This window comes from Cellulomonas sp. P4_A2, from assembly GCF_056402515.1.
This window is the reverse complement of record NZ_JBFUHG010000001.1, coordinates 13,092-29,363: the sequence shown is the minus strand read 5'-3', so window position 1 is coordinate 29,363 and position 16,272 is coordinate 13,092. Positions and strand designations below refer to the sequence as shown.

Below are 16,272 nucleotides of genomic sequence, written 5' to 3'. Positions count from 1 at the left end.
TCGCGCAAGGTGGCAACACCCTCAACGGGCCGGTGCCGGGCGGCTGGAGAGGCTGGCGAGTTTCTGGAGGAACTCATCCGGGTTGTCCGACGCCCACCTCGCTGACCTGCGACCGGACAAGTAGGTGAGACGGCCGTCGTCTCATGTACGTGTCCAAGTCCTCGGTCACTGCACCTACGGAACTCATTCCAGCTTCAATCGTGGTCGTCGAAGGCGCCGAGCGCTGGCGTCACGTTCGTCGGGCGACCTCTCGACCGGCGGCGCCGGGCCTGCTGAACCAGAGGCTGGTCACGAGAGCCAGTCCCCAGAGGGCGAACCACGGGTCCCACACGTAGGCGTGCCAGGCCAAGGCCCGCTGGTCGCTGTCCTGGCTCGCGTGCATGACGCCCACCTGGACCAGAAGGCCGACCGCGGTGAGGACGCCGCCGTAGCCAAGGAGCACGATCCCGGCGATCCATCCCAGCGTGCGGGGGAGACGGCCGGTCATCCAGCCGGGGAACCGGCCCGGGGGCCCGGCGAGCACGGGTGCGGCGAGCGCGACGCCGGCCTTGAGCGAGACGACGAGCCACAGCACGACGGCGACGCTCGCGGTCCGTCGGCGTCCCCACTCCTCGATCTCGCCGCCGACGGTGTCGAGCAGGCCGTCCCCGCCGAGCGCCCAATAGGCGCTGACCGCTGCGCTGCCGAGCCCGAGCACAGTGGCGACTGCTGCCGCGAGCCGTGGGGCCGACCAAGGAGCGGCAGGCCGGTGGGGAACCACCTGGCCACCGTAGCGAGGACCTCCGGGGTCAAGCAGGTCAGCCGACGGTGAGAACGAGCTTGCCGCGGACCTTCGTGGACTCCCCGACCCGGTGCGCCCTCCGGCCTCCCGGATGCGCTTGACGAACGGCAGTCGCCAGGGCCAGTATCCAACCAACCGGTTACACAACCAGAAGGTTTCACAGATGGATTCGCTGAGCGCGACGTTCGCCGCCCTCGCCGATACGACCCGCCGGGCCATCCTCGCCCGGCTGGCCGAAGGCGAGGCGACCGTTGCCGAGCTGGCGGAACCGTTTGACATGACGAGCCAGGCCGTCTCCAAGCACCTGCGCGTGCTCGAGGAGGCCGGCCTGATCACGCGGGGCCGGCGTGCGCAGTGGCGTCCGAGCCGGCTCCGGGAAGACGCGCTCGATGACGCCACCGACTGGCTCGAGCACCACCGGGCTGCCTTCCGGCAGCGCTTCGACGCCCTGGACCGTGAGATCGCCGCACTGCGGAGAGACGAGGAGAACCTCGATGGGAACCACTGAGCTGATGATCGAGCCCGGGCGGCAGGACGTCGTCGTCGTGCACGACTTCGACGCGCCGCCCGAGATCGCGTTCCGCGCCTACACCGACCCCGAGCTGATGCCGCGCTGGAAAGGGTCCGACCGGTTCGCGGTCGTCGTCGACGAGCACGACCTGCGCGTGGGGGGGCGCTGGCGCCTGGTGATGACCCGCGGTGACGGCACGGAGTACCCGATGCGTGGGGTGTTCCACGAGGTCAGCGCGCCGCACCGGCTGGTGTCGACCTTCGAGTTCGAGGAGGGCGGGCCGGGCGCCCTGCAGCTGCTCGTCGAGACGTTCGAGCCCACCGCGTCCGGGTGCCGGCTGACGTCGGTGTCGCTGTTCGCGTCGGTGGAGGACCGTGACCGGTGGGTGCCGTCCGGCGGGCTGGAGTCGGGGACGCGCTCGTCGATGGCCCTCCTCGACCAGGCGCTGGCGTCATGACCGACATCGAGGTGCGGCGGGCGTTCGACGCCCCGGCGAGCGTCCTGTGGGCTGCCTGGACGGACTCCGAAGCCGTGCGCAGGTGGTGGGGGCCGCAGGGGTTCACCTGCCCGGTCGCGCGGATGGACGTGCGGGTCGGTGGGGTCTCGCTCGTGGCCATGCGCACGCCCGACGGGGTCGACCTCTGGAGCACGTGGACCTACACGCGCGTCGACGTCGGCGAGCGGCTCGAGTTCCTCCACGGGTTCAGCGACGCCGATGGCGGCTCTCACGACCCGCAGGACCTCGGCTTCCCACCCGGCATCCCGCGCGAGGTCCCGCACGTCATCACGGTCCGCGACGGGCTGATGACCGTCGTCGAGCGCGGGTACGCCGACGAGCAGGTCGCCGAGCTGTCGCGACGGGGCCTGGATTCGTCGCTGGACAAGCTGGCCGCGACCTTCTGAGTGCTACGGGTGCTGGGCCCGCAACGCCGTCGCGATCCGCTCGACGAGGTCGGTCGGGACCGGATCGCGGTACAGGAGCTTCACCGTGTCCTTCGCCGCGCGGTACGGGGCGACCTCGGCCTCGAGCTCCGGCTCCAGCGGGGCGACCGGGTAGAGACCGACGTGCTTCTTCCACCCGCCGAAGTGCAGCGCGTACCGGTCGCTCAGCATGAACGCCGGCATCCCGTAGCGGATCCGTTCCTCGGCTCCGGGAAGTGCCCGGCGCAGCGCCTCGGCGACCTCCGTCAGGATGGGCCGGACCTCGTCGGGGAACGACGCGATGTACTCGTCTGTCGGATTCATCGGCCTGTGTTGCTCGCCTTGCCGTCGATCCAGAGCGTGTCGGTCACGTCACGGTATCCGCTGAACCGCGGAGACGCGCAGCCCGGTCGTTGCCCCGGGCGCGCAGTGGCCAACCAGGTTTGGCCAACTTAGATGAGACGCAGTGTAGGAACTCAGGGGATCTGTCCGGAGCGCACCGCTCTGACCAGGCATCGGTGCAGTGCTCACGCGGCGCCGACGTACTCCTGGTGCCGGCGCCGGCGCAGGCGCACCGCGGTGATCGCGAGGGCGACGACGGCCATGCCGACGCCGTACGCGACCCAGTGCACGATCGCGGCGTCGACGTCCCCGACACCGTCGACGGCGTGCCCGACCAGCTCGCGAGTGGACCACAGCGGGAGCGCCTCGGCGACGGCTCTGGTGGGGTCGATGATCATCTGCAGGCCCACGATCGTGATCAGAACGAGCATGCCCTCGAGTTCCCGGGGGATGACCGCGCCGACGAGCAGACCCAGGACCGCGGCGATCGTCCCGGACGCGACAAGCGCGAGCACGGCGGACCAGGGGTTCACGGTCTCCTGGTCGAGCGTGACGAGTACGGCATACAGGGCGGCGACGAACGCGCCCAGCCCCACGGTGGAGGTCAGCCTGCCCAGGTAGAGCCCGACGCTGCCGTGCCCGGCGAGACGGAGCCGCGGCTCGAGCGCGCGGACGCTGTTCGTGGCGAACAGCGCCACGGTGCTGACTGCCCACGCCAGGCCGAGGCTCGCGAACCGGATGGCCTGCCCCTGGAAGTCGTCGCGGCGGGCGGCGTAGAAGACGAGCGGGACGAGGATGAGCAGCAGGACGACGGTGCGACGGCCGAGCAGGTCACGGATGGTCATCTGGGCGGTCACGGCGAGGCCACGCATCAGTCGATCTCTGTCCCGGACAGGTCGAGCACGTCGTGGACGCGGTTCAGCTCGTGCAGCATGTGCGTGACGATGACGACCGCGCGGCCCTCGTCGCACCACTGGTCGACGAGGCCCCAGAAGTCCAGGTAGCTGCCGTGGTCGAAGCCCTGGTAGGGCTCGTCGAGCAGCACGACGCCCGGGTCGGACAGCATCGTCGTCGTGACGTTGAGCTTCTGCCGGGTGCCGCCCGACAGGTGCCGGACCTGCTGCCGGCGGGGGACAGACCAGTCGAGCGCCGCCGCGACCCGGCTGCCCTCGGCGACCGCGGCCCGGCGGGACAGCCCTCGCCCGCGGCCGAACCAGGCGAGGTGGTCCTCGGAGGTGAGGAACCCGTCGAGCCCCATCTCCTGCGGGCAGTACCCGAGGCGGCCGTGCACGCGGACCGTGCCGCGGTCGGGCGAGACGAGGCCGGCGCAGACCTTCAAGAGGGTCGACTTGCCGCAGCCGTTCGCTCCCACGACGGCCAGCGACCGTCCTGCGGGGACGTGGAACGAGATGTCCGTCAGGACGCGGCGCCGCCCGTATGACTTGGTCACGGAGCGGACCTCGAGGCCACCGACCTTGGGCGAGGGGACGGTCGGCGGTGACGCCGGTGCGGGCGCGGAGCGGGAAACGGCATCGTCGGAAGCCATGCGGCGACTCTACGAGGCGCCGTCGGGGAACAGTTGCTGCTCGCGCCACACTTCCTGCACGCACGGAGTCGTCTCGGCTAGGTGGTGCGGTGGACTTGCGGCAGCAAGGCGAACCAGCAGCGGGTGGCAGTCGGGACTCGGCACGCTCCATCAGCGCGCGGTTGTAGGAACTCATCGAGAGCCACCAAGTGGCGTCGAGCGCCACGTCCAGCTGTTCTCCTGACGGCGACTGCGAGTTGCAGCACGTGGCCGACCGATCACGCCGGTGAGTTCCCACTGGGACGAGCCGGCGGTTCATCCACCTGCCTTCAGCCGGAACGCAAGGCGGCGGGGCGCCTGCACGCGATAGCTGTCCGTCACCAGCTCGGCAACCTCGACCCAGTCCGTCTCGTCGTCCAGCACCATTCCCACGACATTCTCACCCCAGTCGGCCCGGAAGAACGGAGGGCCGGAATGCGCCAGCGCGGCCAACTCCCCGGGCGGCGCCCGGAAGGTCATCAGGATGGCCGGATGGTCCAGATCGATATACGCCGACCGCCTCTCGTCGGTGGTGTAGACGTGCAAGAACGTCCGCCGGCGAATCCGCCACCGCAGGCCGATCCACGCCGGCTCCTCGTACGCCTCGGGCAGTTCCCCGCAGATCACCCGGAGCCTGCCCACAACGGCGGGTGGAACGTCCGCGATGTCGCTCATCTGTACCTTCCCGCGCCCATCCTCCCCGCCGGGTAGGACATCAGCACATCAGAGTCTCCGGGGTTGGCGGGGCCGCGCCGACGTCATCGGACTATCGGGCCCAGCTCGGAGGACCGGTGTGGCCACGGCTGCCGAGGGATCTGGGCGTCAAGGGCCCTCTGTTCTGGAGGCCGATTCCCTTGGCAGTTTCGGCGAACTGCGGACCCCCGACGGGAATGCTTCACCATCGGCCAGAGTTGAGCGATACAGACTCAAGTTTGGCCGACACGAGTTTGCGTCTGGCCGGAAGCGGACGCAGACTTGAGCCAGCCGGACTCAAGAGCACTCCCAGCAACAGCAGCACACGAAAGAAGGCACACACATGGCACGAGCAGTCGGCATCGACCTCGGTACCACCAACTCGGTGGTCGCTGTCCTCGAGGGCGGCGAGCCCACGGTCATCGCCAACGCCGAGGGGTCGCGCACGACGCCGTCCGTCGTCGCGTTCTCCAAGACGGGTGAGGTGCTGGTCGGCGAGATCGCCAAGCGCCAGGCCGTCACCAACGTCGACCGCACGATCACGTCCGTCAAGCGCCACATGGGCACGGACTGGTCGACGGCGATCGACGACAAGAAGTACACCGCGCAGGAGATCAGCGCACGGGTGCTCTCCAAGCTCAAGCGTGACGCGGAGGCCTACCTGGGCGAGCCCGTCACCGAGGCCGTCATCACGGTCCCGGCGTACTTCAACGACGCCGAGCGCCAGGCCACCAAGGACGCGGGCGCCATCGCGGGCCTCAACGTCCTGCGCATCATCAACGAGCCCACTGCGGCCGCCCTGGCCTACGGCCTGGAGCGCGGCAAGGAGGACGAGCTCATCCTCGTCTTCGACCTCGGTGGCGGCACGTTCGACGTCTCCCTGCTCGAGGTGGGCAAGGACGACGACGGCTTCTCGACGATCGAGGTCCGCGCGACCTCCGGTGACAACCGCCTCGGCGGCGACGACTGGGACCAGCGCATCGTCGAGTTCCTCATCGCCGAGGTGAAGAACTCCACGGGCGTCGACCTGGCCAAGGACAAGATCGCCGTGCAGCGTCTGCGTGAGGCTGCCGAGCAGGCCAAGAAGGAGCTGTCGTCGGCGACGACGACCAACATCTCGCTGCAGTACCTCTCCATGAGCGAGAACGGGCCGGTCCACCTGGACACCAAGCTCGGCCGCGCGCAGTTCCAGCAGATGACGCAGGACCTGCTCGACCGCACCAAGGCGCCGTTCCAGTCGGTCATCCGCGACGCGGGCATCAAGCTCGCCGACATCGACCACGTGGTCCTCGTCGGCGGCTCGACCCGCATGCCGGCCGTCACCGACGTGGTCACCGAGCTCACGGGCGGCAAGGAGCCCAACAAGGGCGTCAACCCGGACGAGGTCGTCGCCGTCGGCGCCGCCCTGCAGGCCGGCGTCATGAAGGGCGACCGCAAGGACGTCCTGCTCATCGACGTCACCCCGCTGAGCCTCGGCATCGAGACCAAGGGCGGCGTGATGACCAAGCTCATCGAGCGCAACACGGCCATCCCGACCAAGCGGAGCGAGATCTTCAGCACCGCCGAGGACAACCAGCCGTCCGTGCTGATCCAGGTGTTCCAGGGCGAGCGGGAGTTCGCGCGGGACAACAAGCCGCTCGGCACGTTCGAGCTGACCGGCATCGCGCCGGCTCCGCGTGGCGTCCCGCAGATCGAGGTCACGTTCGACATCGACGCGAACGGCATCGTGCACGTGTCCGCCAAGGACCGCGGCACGAACAAGGAGCAGTCGATGACGATCACCGGCGGCTCGGCCCTCCCCAAGGAGGACATCGAGCGCATGGTGCGCGAGGCCGAGGAGCACGCGGCCGAGGACAAGGCCCGTCGCGAGGAGGCCGAGACGCGCAACGCCGCCGAGGGCCTCGTCTACTCGACCGAGAAGCTGCTCGTCGACAACGCGGACAAGCTGTCCGACGACGTCAAGACCGAGGTCCAGGCCGCCGTCGGCGAGCTGAAGACCGCGCTCGCGGGCACGGACGTCGACGAGGTCAAGGCCAAGCACGCGGCCCTGCTCACGACGAGCCAGAAGATCGGCGAGGCGCTGTACTCGGCGAACAACGCCTCTGACGAGGCGCCTGCTGCGGACGCCCCGGCCGGCTCTGCTTCTCAGGATGAGGACGTCGTCGACGCCGAGATCGTCGACGACGAGGACGAGGCGGCGTCCAAGTGACGTCGTCGACCGAGGGCGACGGCGACGACCTGACTCCTGAGGAGCAGGTCCTCGCCGAGGCCGAGTCCATCGCGGAGAACGCGGAGGAGGAGGTCGTCCTGGAGGGTCTCGTGGAGGCCGAGCGGATCGCCGCGGAGCGTCTCGACGAGCTCCAGCGGTCCAAGGCGGCCTACTACAACCTCGAGCAGCAGTACTCCTCGTTCGTGAAGCGGTCCAAGGCCGACGGCCTGGCCGCCCACGACCGGGGCGTGCACGCGGTCGTCGAGGCCCTCATCCCGGTGCTCGACGACATCGAGCTGGCCCGCCAGCACGGCGACCTGACCGGACCGTTCGCGTCGATCGCGGACAAGCTCGAGGCGACCCTGGGTCGCTTCGGGGTCACCCGGTACGGCGCGGCCGGCGAGCCGTTCGACCCGGCGGTGCACGAGGCGCTCATGCACTCGCACTCCGCCGAGGTCAGCGAGCCGACCGTCAGCAGATGCCGCACCTGGCGGCCATCTGCTCGGACGCTGCGGGACGGAACGAGAGGAGGCGTCGTGACCGGTCAGGACTGGCTCGAGAAGGACTTCTATGCGGTTCTCGGCGTCCCCAAGGACGCGGACGCGGCCGCCATCAAGAAGGCCTACCGCAAGCTCGCGCGCGAGATGCACCCGGACCACAACCCCGGTGACGCCAAGGCCGAGGCCCGCTTCAAGGACGTCGGCGAGGCGTACGCGGTCCTGTCGGACCCCGAGCAGCGCGGCCAGTACGACCAGCTGCGCGCGATGGCCGGCGGTGCCCGCTTCACGTCGGGCGGCCGCGGCGCCAACGGCGGCTTCGAGGACGTGTTCGGCGGCATGTTCGGCGGCGGCGGTGCCCCGGGCGGCGGCCGCGTCCGGTACTCGTCGAACCAGGGCGGGTTCGAGGACCTGCTCGGCGGGCTGTTCGGCAACGGCGGCGGCGGTGGCTTCTCCCGCGGACCACAGGCCGGCGCCGACCTGGCTGCGACGGTCACCATGCCGTTCCGGCAGGCCGTCGAGGGCTCGCAGGTCTCGCTGAACGTCGAGGGCCGCACCGTCAACGCGCGCATCCCCGCGGGCGTCCGCGACGGCCAGAAGATCCGGCTGCGCGGCAAGGGCCGCCCCGGCGACATGGGCGCCCCGGCGGGCGACCTGGTCGTGACCGTGAACGTCACCCCGCACCCCGTCTTCTCGCTCGACGGCGACAACCTGCGCCTGACGGTGCCGGTCGCGTTCGACGAGGCCGCGCTCGGCGCGACGATCGAGGTGCCGACGCTCGACGGCTCGTCCGTCCGGGTCAAGGTGCCCGAGGGCACGCCGTCCGGGCGGGTGCTGCGCGTCAAGGGCAAGGGCGTGGCCACCGCGAAGAACACCGGCGACCTGCTGGTCACCGTCCAGGTCGTCGTGCCCCAGCGGCTCTCCGGGGCGGCGCGCGAGGCGGTCCAGGCGTTCGGCATCGCGACGTCGGGTGAGGACGTGCGCGCCGGCCTGCTGGACTCGGCGAGGAAGTAGCCGTGCCCGGCGAGGACGCGAAGGTCTACGTCATCTCGGTCGCCGCCGAGCTGGCCGGGATGCACCCGCAGACCCTGCGCCAGTACGACCGCCTCGGCCTGGTCACCCCGAGCCGCGCCAGCGGCCGGGGACGGCGGTACTCGCTGCGCGACATCGCCACCCTGCGCGAGGTCCAGCGGCTGTCCCAGGACGAGGGCGTGAACCTCGCCGGGATCAAGCGCATCCTCGAGCTCGAGCAGGAGCTCGACGGGTTGCGACGACAGATCGAGTACCTCCGCGCGTTCGTCGACCCCGGTCGTCGCGTGTTCACGGCCGACCCGACCGGCGACGTCGCCGTCAATCGCGCCCGCAGCCGTCGCCCTGCCTCCCCGAGCGACCGCGCGGCCGTCGTCCTCTGGCGACCTTCCAGCCGCTGAACCAGCTGGTCCCGCCGGCGGCGCACCTGCCTAAGATCCCCGCGTGACGATCGATCTGGACCGCGTCCGGCGTGACACCCCCGGCGTCGAGCACGTCGCCCACCTGAACAACGCGGGCGGCTCGCTGCGGCCGCAGGTGGTGACCGACACGGTCGTCGCGCACCTGCGCCGCGAGGCGGAGATCGGTCCGTACGAGGCCGAGACGGAGGCCACCGGGCGCGTCGAGGCCGTGTACGACTCGGTCGCGCGGCTCGTCGGCGCGCACAACGACGAGATCGCCCTGGTGCAGAGCGCGACCGTGGCCTGGGACGTGGCGTTCTCGTCGATCCCGCTGAAGCCGGGCCAGCGCATCCTCACCGCGCGCACCGAGTACGTGAGCAACGCGATCGCGCTCCTGCAGGCGTGCGAGCGGACGGGCGCCACGCTCCAGGTCATCGACGACGACGAGCACGGCCAGGTCGACCTGTCCGCTCTTGGCGCCGAGCTGGAGACGGGCGACGTCGCCCTGGTCGCGCTCACGCACGTGCCGACCGGGGGTGGTGTGGTCAACCCGGCGGCGGAGGTCGGCGCGCTCACCCGGCGGGCCGGGGCGTTCTTCCTGCTCGACGCGTGCCAGTCGGTCGGTCAGCTCGACGTCGACGTCACGGCGATCGGCTGCGACCTGCTCGCCGCGACGGGCCGCAAGTTCCTGCGCGGGCCGCGAGGGACGGGGTTCCTCTACGCGTCGCGCGCGATCACCGAGCAGCTCGTCCCGCCGGTCCTCGGCCTGGGCGCAGCCACGTGGACGTCCGCGACCACCTACGCACCGGTCCCGAGCGCCCGTCGCTTCGAGACCTGGGAGCGCTCGATCGCCGACAACCTCGGCCTCGGCGCGGCGGTCGACTACGCCCTGGCCGTCGGCCTGCCGGCGATCGAGGAGCGGGTCTGCGGCCTGGCGGCCCGCCTGCGCACCGACCTGGCCGCGATCGAGGGCGTGACCGTCCGCGACAAGGGCGTGCGCCGGTCCGGCATCGTCACGTTCACCGTGGACGGGAGGTCCGCCGACGAGGTCCGGGTCGCTGCCGCCCGGGCCGGCGTGAACGTCAGCGTCACGCGCGTCTCGTCGGCCCAGCTCGACTTCGGTGCCCGGGGCCTCACGGAGGTCGTCCGGGCCTCGCCGCACTACTTCACGTCCGACCACGAGCTCGACCGGCTGCTCGCCACCCTGCTCTGATCAGTACCGGCTGAGCACCGACGCCAGGTCGAGGTGCTCGTCGACCCCGACGCCCGCGAGCGTGCGCTCCTCCACCGCGGCGACGTGCGCGACGATCAGTGCCTCGGCGCCGTCGGCGTCACCGGCGGCCATGAGCGCGACGAGCCGCTCGTGCTCCGCGACCGACCCGCGCTGGTCGTGGTCGCGCCCGTGCACGGCGAGGATCAGCGCGCACCGCCAGACCACCTCGCTGAGGTAGCGCTCCAGCAGCGCGTTGCCGCTGAGCTCGGCCAGCAGGATGTGGAACTCGGCGCCGAGCCGGCCGGAGACCTGCGGGTTGGGCGTGGCCGTCGCGGCGAGCTCGCGCTCGATGTGCGCGCTCAGGACCTCGCCGGTCGCCGACTGCCAGCCGAGGGCGATGCGCCGCACGGCCTCCCGCTCGAGGCAGCGCCGCACCTGGAACGTCTCCTTCGCGTCGGTCAGGGACGGGTTGGCCACCAGGGCCGACTTCGCCTTGCCCGTCTCGACGAGCCCCGCGGCGGTCAGCCGGGCGAGCGTCCCGCGGATGAGCGTGCGGCTGACCCCGTACTGCTGGGCCAGAAGGTCTTCGGGCAGCCGGGTGCCGGGCGGCAGCGCAGCCTCGACGATCGCGGACCGCAGGCTGAGGAAGGCGGCGTTCGCGCGGTCGGCAGGTCGGTCCATGCGGCAACCGTATACGGGCCGGGACGCGCGAAACCTGACCGCAACGAACATTTGACGGATACGAAACGGTGAGTTTCCGTATACGAACTAACGTCGGTTCCGTATACGAGAGGACATCATGTCGCAGATCATCGTCCGCCTGACGGACCAGCAGCTCGAGCTCGTCGAGGCGTCGATCCGTGCCGACGAGGCACCGGACGCCCCGGCGCTCGTCCGGCTCGCCCTGGGCGAGAGCGCGGACGGGGTCGTCCGCCGCGTGCACCCACGGACCAACGGCACCCCGTGGCAGTGGTGGGCGGAGATCGACGCCGCCGACGAGCGGACCACCCTCGAGGAGACCGTCCTGGAGCCCGGCACCGGCAAGGCGTTCGAGGTCCGGGCCGGCCAGGTGCTGCGCGTCGAGCAGATCACCGGCGATCAGTGCGTCGACCTCAACGTCTTCAACCTGCACGACTACCGCGAGTTCATGCACGTGGGCCGGACCCGCACGCTGCACGGCACCAACCCCAGCACCGGGTCGTTCCTGTGGTCCGCGCCGCCGCGAGAGCGCGCGCTGATGTACCTGCAGACCGACACCGCCGGCATCAACGACACCCTGTTCCCGCGGTGCAGCGCCACCATGTACGAGTCGATGCACGGCTTCGCCGAGCACACGAACTGCGCGGACATCCAGGCCGAGGCGCAGCGCGAGTACGGGCTCACCCCGGACGACGTGCACGACTCGTTCAACCTCTTCATGGCCACGCGCGTGGTCGACGGGATGCCCGAGATCCTGCGCCAGTCGACGGCTCCGGGCGACCTCGTCGAGCTGCTCGCGCTGACCGACGTGCTGGCGGTGCCCAACGTCTGCGGCAACGACATCATGGGCACCAGCAACTTCTCGCTGAACCCGGTGCGGGTCGAGGTCCGCACGGCCACGACCGACGAGATCGAGGCCGTCCCGCCCCTGCGGTCCTACGCCACGCAGCGCACGCCCGCCGACTTCCGCCAGCCCACGATCCGCACGGAGCGGCGTCTGGCCAAGGACCCGTCGTACGCACCCGCGTTCGCCCGGACGCCGGTCCGCCTGATCGACGTGCCGGTCGAGCTCGACGAGGCCGACGCGCTTCGTCTCCGAGCGCTCCACGACCGCGACCGCTACGCCGAGGAGGGCGACGCCCTGCGGGACGTCCTGCTCAGCTGGTGGGTGGCCTCGCATGGCTGAGATCGACTTCGACGAGCTCGGGGTCCACCAGCGGTACAAGCTCATGGCGTCGCTGATCGTCCCCCGGCCGATCGCGCTGGTGACGACCCTCAGCACCGAGGGGGTGGTCAACGCCGCCCCGTTCAGCATGTTCGGGATGGTCGGCGAGGATCCGCCGCTGCTCATGATCAGCATCAACCGGCTCGAGGGCGGCGCCCAGAAGGACACCGCCGCCAACCTCGACGCCTCCGGCGAGTTCGTCGTGCACATCCCGGACCAGCCGATGGCCGCGCGGATGCACGCGTGCGGCGAGGCGTTCCCCGCCCACGTCGACGAGCTCGCGACCGTCGGCCTCACCGCCACGCCCGCGTACCGCGTCCGGCCGCCGCGGATCGCCGAGGCGCCCGTCGCGTTCGAGTGCACGGTCGACGAACGGATCCTCACCACGACCCGGCAGGTCTACCTCGGCCGGATCCGACACCTGCACGCGGCCGACGGCCTCGTCGACACCGAGCTCTGGCGGGTGGCGCTCGCGGACTTCCACCCCGTCGGCCGCTTCGGCGCCAGTTTCTACGTCACCACCGAGAACCGCTTCTCGCTTGCGTCGGACGCCTCCGGGACCCCCGTCTCGGCGACCGACATCGACCGGCTCTGAAGTCCCCTCACAATAAGGAGCATCACCATGACCACCTCCCAGCGCGTGGGCGCAGCCGTCGTCGCCGGCCTCGTGACGCTCTCCCTGGCCGCGTGCGGCGGCTCGACCGCGGCCGAGTCCGAGTCGTCGGCGACCGCCGGCACCCCGATCGGCGCCGTCGACCTCAGCGGCGTCTGCCCCGCGACCGTCGTCATCCAGACCGACTGGAACCCGCAGGCCGAGCAGGGCGGCCTCTACCAGCTGCTCGGCCCGAACCCGACGATCGACGCCGACGCCAAGGTGGTCCGCGGCCCGCTGTACTCCCAGGGCGAGTGGACCGGGGTCGACGTCGAGGTCCGCGCGGGCGGGCCGGCCATCGGGTTCACGCCCGTGCCGTCGCAGATGTACTCCGACAAGGACGTGCTGCTGGGCTGGGTGAACACCGACGAGTCCGTGCAGAACTCTGTCGCGCTGCCCACCACCGCGGTCATGGCGACGTTCGAGAAGGCGCCCTGGATGATCATGTGGGACCCGGCGACGTACCCGGACGTCCACAAGATCTCCGACCTGGCCGACACCGACGCGTTCGTCCGCTACTTCGCCGGCGCCACGTGGATGTCCTACCTGACGGGCTCCGGCCAGCTGCGGCCCGACCAGATCGACGGCACCTACGACGGGACGCCCGCCAACTTCGTCGCCGCGCAGGGCAAGGACGCGCAGCAGGGCTTCGCCACCGACGAGCCGTTCGTCTACGAGAACCAGCTGCCGTCCTGGAACAAGCCGGTGGACTACCAGCTCATCGCCGACACCGGCTACCCGCTCTACGCGGTCGCGCTGTCGGTGCGCACCGAGGACGTCACCAAGCAGGCCGACTGCCTGAAGAAGCTGATCCCGGTGGTCCAGCAGGCCACCGTCGACTACTTCGCCGACCCGACGGTGGCCAACGCCCTCGTCGTGAAGGCCGTGCAGGAGTTCAACACCGGATGGGTCTACGACGCGGCCCAGGCCGCCGACGGGACCAAGCAGCAGCTCGACCTCGGCATCGTGGCCAACGGCCCGGACGGCACGCTCGGCAGCTTCGAGGAGTCCCGCGTGCAGAAGATCCTGGACATCGCGACCCCGATCCTCATCGACGCCGGCACCGCCCCGGCCAAGGGCCTGACGGCGTCGGACCTCTACACCAACGAGTTCCTCGACCCCACGATCGCCCTCCCGTAACCACACAACGTCCGMGCAGATGAGCCCCCGAGCGCTCATCTGCTCGGACCTTGCCGCTGGTCACTGCGCTGACACGGGCGCTGACACCGCCCACACCGCCGTGTCAGCGCCGTGTCGGTGCCCTGTCAGCGAGGCCGGACAGGCTGGTGCCATGACAACAGACCTGGTGATCGAGGCCCACGGCCTCGTCAAGCACTTCGGTGAGACGAAGGCGCTTCAGGGCGTCGACCTCGCCGTCGCTCGCGGCACCGTCCTCGGCGTGCTGGGCCCCAACGGTGCCGGCAAGACGACCGCGGTCCGCATCCTGTCCACCCTCCTCAACCCCGACGCCGGCACCGCCCGCATCAACGGCTTCGACGTGGTCAAGGACGCCGTGCGCGTCCGCCAGTCGATCGGCCTCACCGGCCAGTACGCGTCCGTCGACGAGGACCTCTCCGGCCGCCAGAACCTCGTGCTCTTCGGCATCCTGCTGGACCTGGGCAAGGTCAACGCCCGCGCCCGCGCCGCCGAGCTGCTCGAGTGGTTCGACCTCACGGCCGCGGCCGACCGGCCCGCCAAGACCTACTCCGGCGGCATGCGCCGTCGCCTCGACCTCGCCGCCAGCCTCGTCGGCCGGCCCGACGTCATCTTCCTCGACGAGCCGACGACCGGCCTGGACCCCTCCAAGCGCGAGGACATGTGGGGCGTCGTGCGCACCCTCGTCAACGAGGGCTCGACCGTCCTGCTCACCACGCAGTACCTGGAGGAGGCAGACGCGCTGGCCGACGAGATCACGGTCATCGACCACGGTCGGGTCATCGCGCACGACACCCCGGACGGCCTCAAGCGCGTGGTCGGTGGCCAGACCCTCGAGGTCCGCCCTTCCGACCTGACCCGCCTCGAGGAGACCGCGACGATCCTCGCGCAGGTGTCCTCCGACGGTCGCGCCGAGGAGATCCGCAAGGGCGTCCTCGCGGTCCCGGTCGCCGACGACTCGGCGCTGACCGCCACGGTCTCGCGCCTGGCGAGCGTCGGCATCGGCGTCACCGAGCTCTCCCTGCACCTGCCCAGCCTCGACGAGGTGTTCTTCACGCTCACGGGTCGCACCGCGTCCGAGGACGACACCACCGTCACCGCCGGCATCACAGACAAGAAGGAGGTGGCGTGATGACCACCGCAACCACGTCGCGAAGCGCCCTGGCGCCGAACACCCCGTCCGCCGCCGCCGTCGTCAAGAGGCGTCCGTTCCCGCTGGTCCGGCACTCGCTTGCCCTGGCCAAGCGCAGCCTCATCAAGACGATGCGCACCCCCGAGGCGCTCATCGACGTCACGCTCCAGCCGGCGATCTTCCTGGTGATCTTCGTCTACATCTTCGGCGGCGCGGTCGCCGGTGACACCCAGACGTACCTGCAGTTCCTGCTCCCCGGCATCCTGGCGCAGACCATCGCGACCGGCGCCATCGCCATCGGCGTGAACCTCAACACCGACATGGAGAAGGGCATCTTCGACCGCTTCAAGTCGCTTCCCATCCCCCGGTCGGCCCCGCTGGTCGGTTCGGTGTTCGGCGACGTGGTCCGCTACGTCATCGTCACGGTCGTCACCCTCGCCATCGGCTACCTGATGGGCTTCCGGATCCTCACCGACCCGCTCAGCGCGGTCGCGGGCTGCTTGCTCGCAGTGGTGTTCGCCCTGTCGCTCAGCTGGGTCTCGGTCTTCGTCGGGATGAAGGTCCGGACCCCGGGTGCCGTCCAGGGGATCATGTTCCTGATCATCATGCCGCTGTCCTTCGCGTCCAACGTGTTCGTGCCCGCGACGTCGCTGCCCAGCTGGATGCAGACGTTCGTGCAGTGGAACCCGCTGACGCACCTGGTCGCCGCGATGCGCGGCTTCTTCCTCGGCACGCCGATGGGCAACAGCCTCGTCTACACGCTGCTGTGGTGCCTCGGCCTGGTCGTGGTGTTCATGCCGCTGGCCCTGCGGGCGTACCGCAAGAAGGCCTGACCTTTCCGACGAGGAAGGCGGTCACCCTCGGGTGGCCGCCTTCCTCGTGTCGTCAGGCCGCCGGGGCGATCACGACGGCCGTGCCGTACGCGACGATCTCCTGGTAGCCGTTGCCCACCTCGTCGGCGTCGAACCGCATCGCGATCACCGCGTTGGCGCCGCGGGCCTGCGCGGCCTCGACCATCCGCTGCACCGCCTCGTCGCGACTCTGCTGCAGCTGCTTGGTCAGGCCCTTGAGCTCTCCGCCGACGAAGGCCTTGAGCCCGGCGCCGATCTGCGCGCCGACGTTGCGCGCCCGCACGGTCAGGCCCGTCACCTCGCCGAGCACGGTGACGATCCGGTAGCCGGGTGCGTCGTTCATCGTCGAGACCAGGAAGTCCATGGCCGTTCCTCTCCGTCGTGGTTCGAGCGTAGG

Annotated in this window: 19 protein-coding genes and 1 pseudogene; 13 read left to right on the top strand and 7 right to left on the bottom strand. The window is 70.5% G+C overall.

Annotation, left to right across the window (positions count from 1 at the left end):
• Nucleotides 1–229 precede the first annotated feature (229 nt).
• The gene (locus AC1DUE_RS00160) at nt 230–760 is read right to left on the bottom strand and encodes a DUF3995 domain-containing protein (RefSeq protein WP_477037352.1); all 531 of its coding nucleotides are present in this window, start codon (nt 758–760) and stop codon (nt 230–232) included.
• A 184-nt stretch (nt 761–944) separates the two neighbouring features.
• On the opposite strand from AC1DUE_RS00160, the gene AC1DUE_RS00155 reads away from it, so the two are divergent.
• The 3 genes from AC1DUE_RS00155 to AC1DUE_RS00145 are packed head-to-tail and all read left to right on the top strand — an operon-like array spanning nt 945 to nt 2,195.
• A complete protein-coding gene (locus tag AC1DUE_RS00155; protein WP_477037351.1) occupies nt 945–1,289 on the top strand; it encodes an ArsR/SmtB family transcription factor in 345 nt (114 codons plus the stop codon).
• A complete protein-coding gene (locus tag AC1DUE_RS00150; RefSeq protein ID WP_477037350.1) occupies nt 1,276–1,749 on the top strand; it encodes an SRPBCC domain-containing protein in 474 nt (157 codons plus the stop codon). Before AC1DUE_RS00155 ends, AC1DUE_RS00150 begins: the two co-directional genes overlap by 14 nt.
• The gene (locus tag AC1DUE_RS00145; protein WP_477037349.1) at nt 1,746–2,195 is read left to right on the top strand and encodes an SRPBCC family protein; all 450 of its coding nucleotides are present in this window, start codon (nt 1,746–1,748) and stop codon (nt 2,193–2,195) included. The genes AC1DUE_RS00150 and AC1DUE_RS00145 overlap by 4 nt, the downstream gene beginning before the upstream one ends.
• 3 nt (nt 2,196–2,198) lie before the next feature.
• Here the strand turns inward: AC1DUE_RS00145 and AC1DUE_RS00140 are convergent, their stop codons facing one another.
• The 4 genes from AC1DUE_RS00140 to AC1DUE_RS00125 all read right to left on the bottom strand — a co-directional run bounded on the left by AC1DUE_RS00140 (nt 2,199) and on the right by AC1DUE_RS00125 (nt 4,794).
• The gene (locus AC1DUE_RS00140) at nt 2,199–2,537 is read right to left on the bottom strand and encodes an iron chaperone (RefSeq protein WP_477037348.1); all 339 of its coding nucleotides are present in this window, start codon (nt 2,535–2,537) and stop codon (nt 2,199–2,201) included.
• A 203-nt stretch (nt 2,538–2,740) separates the two neighbouring features.
• Entirely contained in the window at nt 2,741–3,427 is a 687-nt protein-coding gene (locus tag AC1DUE_RS00135; protein WP_477037347.1) for a hypothetical protein, read from the bottom strand.
• A complete protein-coding gene (locus tag AC1DUE_RS00130; RefSeq protein ID WP_477037346.1) occupies nt 3,427–4,101 on the bottom strand; it encodes an ATP-binding cassette domain-containing protein in 675 nt (224 codons plus the stop codon). The genes AC1DUE_RS00135 and AC1DUE_RS00130 overlap by 1 nt, the downstream gene beginning before the upstream one ends.
• Nucleotides 4,102–4,395: 294 nt before the next feature.
• Nucleotides 4,396–4,794, bottom strand: a complete 399-nt coding sequence (locus tag AC1DUE_RS00125) for an MmcQ/YjbR family DNA-binding protein (protein ID WP_477037345.1) — start codon at nt 4,792–4,794, stop codon at nt 4,396–4,398.
• A 361-nt stretch (nt 4,795–5,155) separates the two neighbouring features.
• Here AC1DUE_RS00125 and dnaK point away from each other — a divergent pair, with 361 nt between their 5' ends.
• The 5 genes and pseudogenes from dnaK (at nt 5,156) to AC1DUE_RS00100 (ending at nt 10,161) form a co-directional block, all read left to right on the top strand.
• On the top strand, nt 5,156–7,021 hold the full coding sequence (gene dnaK, locus AC1DUE_RS00120; RefSeq protein WP_477037344.1) for a molecular chaperone DnaK: 1,866 nt from the start codon (nt 5,156–5,158) through the stop codon (nt 7,019–7,021).
• Nucleotides 7,018–7,491: pseudogene (grpE, locus tag AC1DUE_RS00115) on the top strand (nucleotide exchange factor GrpE); the annotation flags it as partial. The gene dnaK and the pseudogene grpE, both read left to right, overlap by 4 nt.
• A 66-nt stretch (nt 7,492–7,557) precedes the next feature.
• Nucleotides 7,558–8,532, top strand: coding sequence for a DnaJ C-terminal domain-containing protein (locus AC1DUE_RS00110; protein WP_477037856.1), 975 nt, complete (start codon nt 7,558–7,560; stop codon nt 8,530–8,532).
• A gap of 2 nt (nt 8,533–8,534) precedes the next feature.
• The gene (locus AC1DUE_RS00105) at nt 8,535–8,948 is read left to right on the top strand and encodes a heat shock protein transcriptional repressor HspR (protein WP_477037343.1); all 414 of its coding nucleotides are present in this window, start codon (nt 8,535–8,537) and stop codon (nt 8,946–8,948) included.
• A 43-nt stretch (nt 8,949–8,991) separates the two neighbouring features.
• On the top strand, nt 8,992–10,161 hold the full coding sequence (locus tag AC1DUE_RS00100) for an aminotransferase class V-fold PLP-dependent enzyme (RefSeq protein WP_477037342.1): 1,170 nt from the start codon (nt 8,992–8,994) through the stop codon (nt 10,159–10,161).
• On the opposite strand, the gene AC1DUE_RS00095 is transcribed toward AC1DUE_RS00100, so the two are convergent.
• Entirely contained in the window at nt 10,162–10,842 is a 681-nt protein-coding gene (locus tag AC1DUE_RS00095; RefSeq protein ID WP_477037341.1) for a GntR family transcriptional regulator, read from the bottom strand.
• Nucleotides 10,843–10,960: 118 nt separating this feature from the next.
• On the opposite strand from AC1DUE_RS00095, the gene AC1DUE_RS00090 reads away from it, so the two are divergent.
• The 5 genes from AC1DUE_RS00090 (at nt 10,961) to AC1DUE_RS00070 (ending at nt 15,857) form a co-directional block, all read left to right on the top strand.
• Nucleotides 10,961–12,046 (top strand): DUF1989 domain-containing protein, encoded by a 1,086-nt coding sequence (locus tag AC1DUE_RS00090; protein WP_477037340.1) that lies wholly within the window; start codon nt 10,961–10,963, stop codon nt 12,044–12,046.
• Complete coding sequence (locus AC1DUE_RS00085; protein ID WP_477037339.1) at nt 12,039–12,680, top strand: flavin reductase family protein; 642 nt, start codon at nt 12,039–12,041, stop codon at nt 12,678–12,680. The genes AC1DUE_RS00090 and AC1DUE_RS00085 overlap by 8 nt, the downstream gene beginning before the upstream one ends.
• A 27-nt stretch (nt 12,681–12,707) precedes the next feature.
• On the top strand, nt 12,708–13,877 hold the full coding sequence (locus AC1DUE_RS00080) for a substrate-binding domain-containing protein (RefSeq protein ID WP_477037338.1): 1,170 nt from the start codon (nt 12,708–12,710) through the stop codon (nt 13,875–13,877).
• Between the two features lie 151 nt (nt 13,878–14,028).
• Nucleotides 14,029–15,024: an ATP-binding cassette domain-containing protein gene (locus AC1DUE_RS00075; protein WP_477037337.1), complete on the top strand. Its 996-nt coding sequence runs from the start codon at nt 14,029–14,031 to the stop codon at nt 15,022–15,024.
• A complete protein-coding gene (locus AC1DUE_RS00070) occupies nt 15,024–15,857 on the top strand; it encodes an ABC transporter permease (protein WP_477037336.1) in 834 nt (277 codons plus the stop codon). The genes AC1DUE_RS00075 and AC1DUE_RS00070 overlap by 1 nt, the downstream gene beginning before the upstream one ends.
• A gap of 52 nt (nt 15,858–15,909) precedes the next feature.
• On the opposite strand, the gene AC1DUE_RS00065 is transcribed toward AC1DUE_RS00070, so the two are convergent.
• Entirely contained in the window at nt 15,910–16,239 is a 330-nt protein-coding gene (locus AC1DUE_RS00065) for a YbjQ family protein (protein ID WP_477037335.1), read from the bottom strand.
• Between the last annotated feature and the right edge of the window lie 33 nt (nt 16,240–16,272).

Excerpts from the sequence above, each read along its gene's own strand:
- AC1DUE_RS00125 (WP_477037345.1), bottom strand. The coding sequence starts at position 4,794 with ATGAGCGACATCGCGGACGTTCCACCCGCCGTTGTGGGCAGGCTCCGG.
- AC1DUE_RS00095 (WP_477037341.1), bottom strand. The coding sequence starts at position 10,842 with ATGGACCGACCTGCCGACCGCGCGAACGCCGCCTTCCTCAGCCTGCGG.
- AC1DUE_RS00080 (WP_477037338.1), top strand. The coding sequence starts at position 12,708 with ATGACCACCTCCCAGCGCGTGGGCGCAGCCGTCGTCGCCGGCCTCGTG.
- AC1DUE_RS00130 (WP_477037346.1), bottom strand. The coding sequence starts at position 4,101 with ATGGCTTCCGACGATGCCGTTTCCCGCTCCGCGCCCGCACCGGCGTCA.
- AC1DUE_RS00135 (WP_477037347.1), bottom strand. The coding sequence starts at position 3,427 with ATGCGTGGCCTCGCCGTGACCGCCCAGATGACCATCCGTGACCTGCTC.
- AC1DUE_RS00090 (WP_477037340.1), top strand. The coding sequence starts at position 10,961 with ATGTCGCAGATCATCGTCCGCCTGACGGACCAGCAGCTCGAGCTCGTC.
- AC1DUE_RS00085 (WP_477037339.1), top strand. The coding sequence starts at position 12,039 with ATGGCTGAGATCGACTTCGACGAGCTCGGGGTCCACCAGCGGTACAAG.
- AC1DUE_RS00145 (WP_477037349.1), top strand. The coding sequence starts at position 1,746 with ATGACCGACATCGAGGTGCGGCGGGCGTTCGACGCCCCGGCGAGCGTC.
- AC1DUE_RS00140 (WP_477037348.1), bottom strand. The coding sequence starts at position 2,537 with ATGAATCCGACAGACGAGTACATCGCGTCGTTCCCCGACGAGGTCCGG.
- AC1DUE_RS00075 (WP_477037337.1), top strand. The coding sequence starts at position 14,029 with ATGACAACAGACCTGGTGATCGAGGCCCACGGCCTCGTCAAGCACTTC.
- AC1DUE_RS00155 (WP_477037351.1), top strand. The coding sequence starts at position 945 with ATGGATTCGCTGAGCGCGACGTTCGCCGCCCTCGCCGATACGACCCGC.
- AC1DUE_RS00150 (WP_477037350.1), top strand. The coding sequence starts at position 1,276 with ATGGGAACCACTGAGCTGATGATCGAGCCCGGGCGGCAGGACGTCGTC.
- AC1DUE_RS00065 (WP_477037335.1), bottom strand. The coding sequence starts at position 16,239 with ATGGACTTCCTGGTCTCGACGATGAACGACGCACCCGGCTACCGGATC.
- dnaK (WP_477037344.1), top strand. The coding sequence starts at position 5,156 with ATGGCACGAGCAGTCGGCATCGACCTCGGTACCACCAACTCGGTGGTC.
- AC1DUE_RS00070 (WP_477037336.1), top strand. The coding sequence starts at position 15,024 with ATGACCACCGCAACCACGTCGCGAAGCGCCCTGGCGCCGAACACCCCG.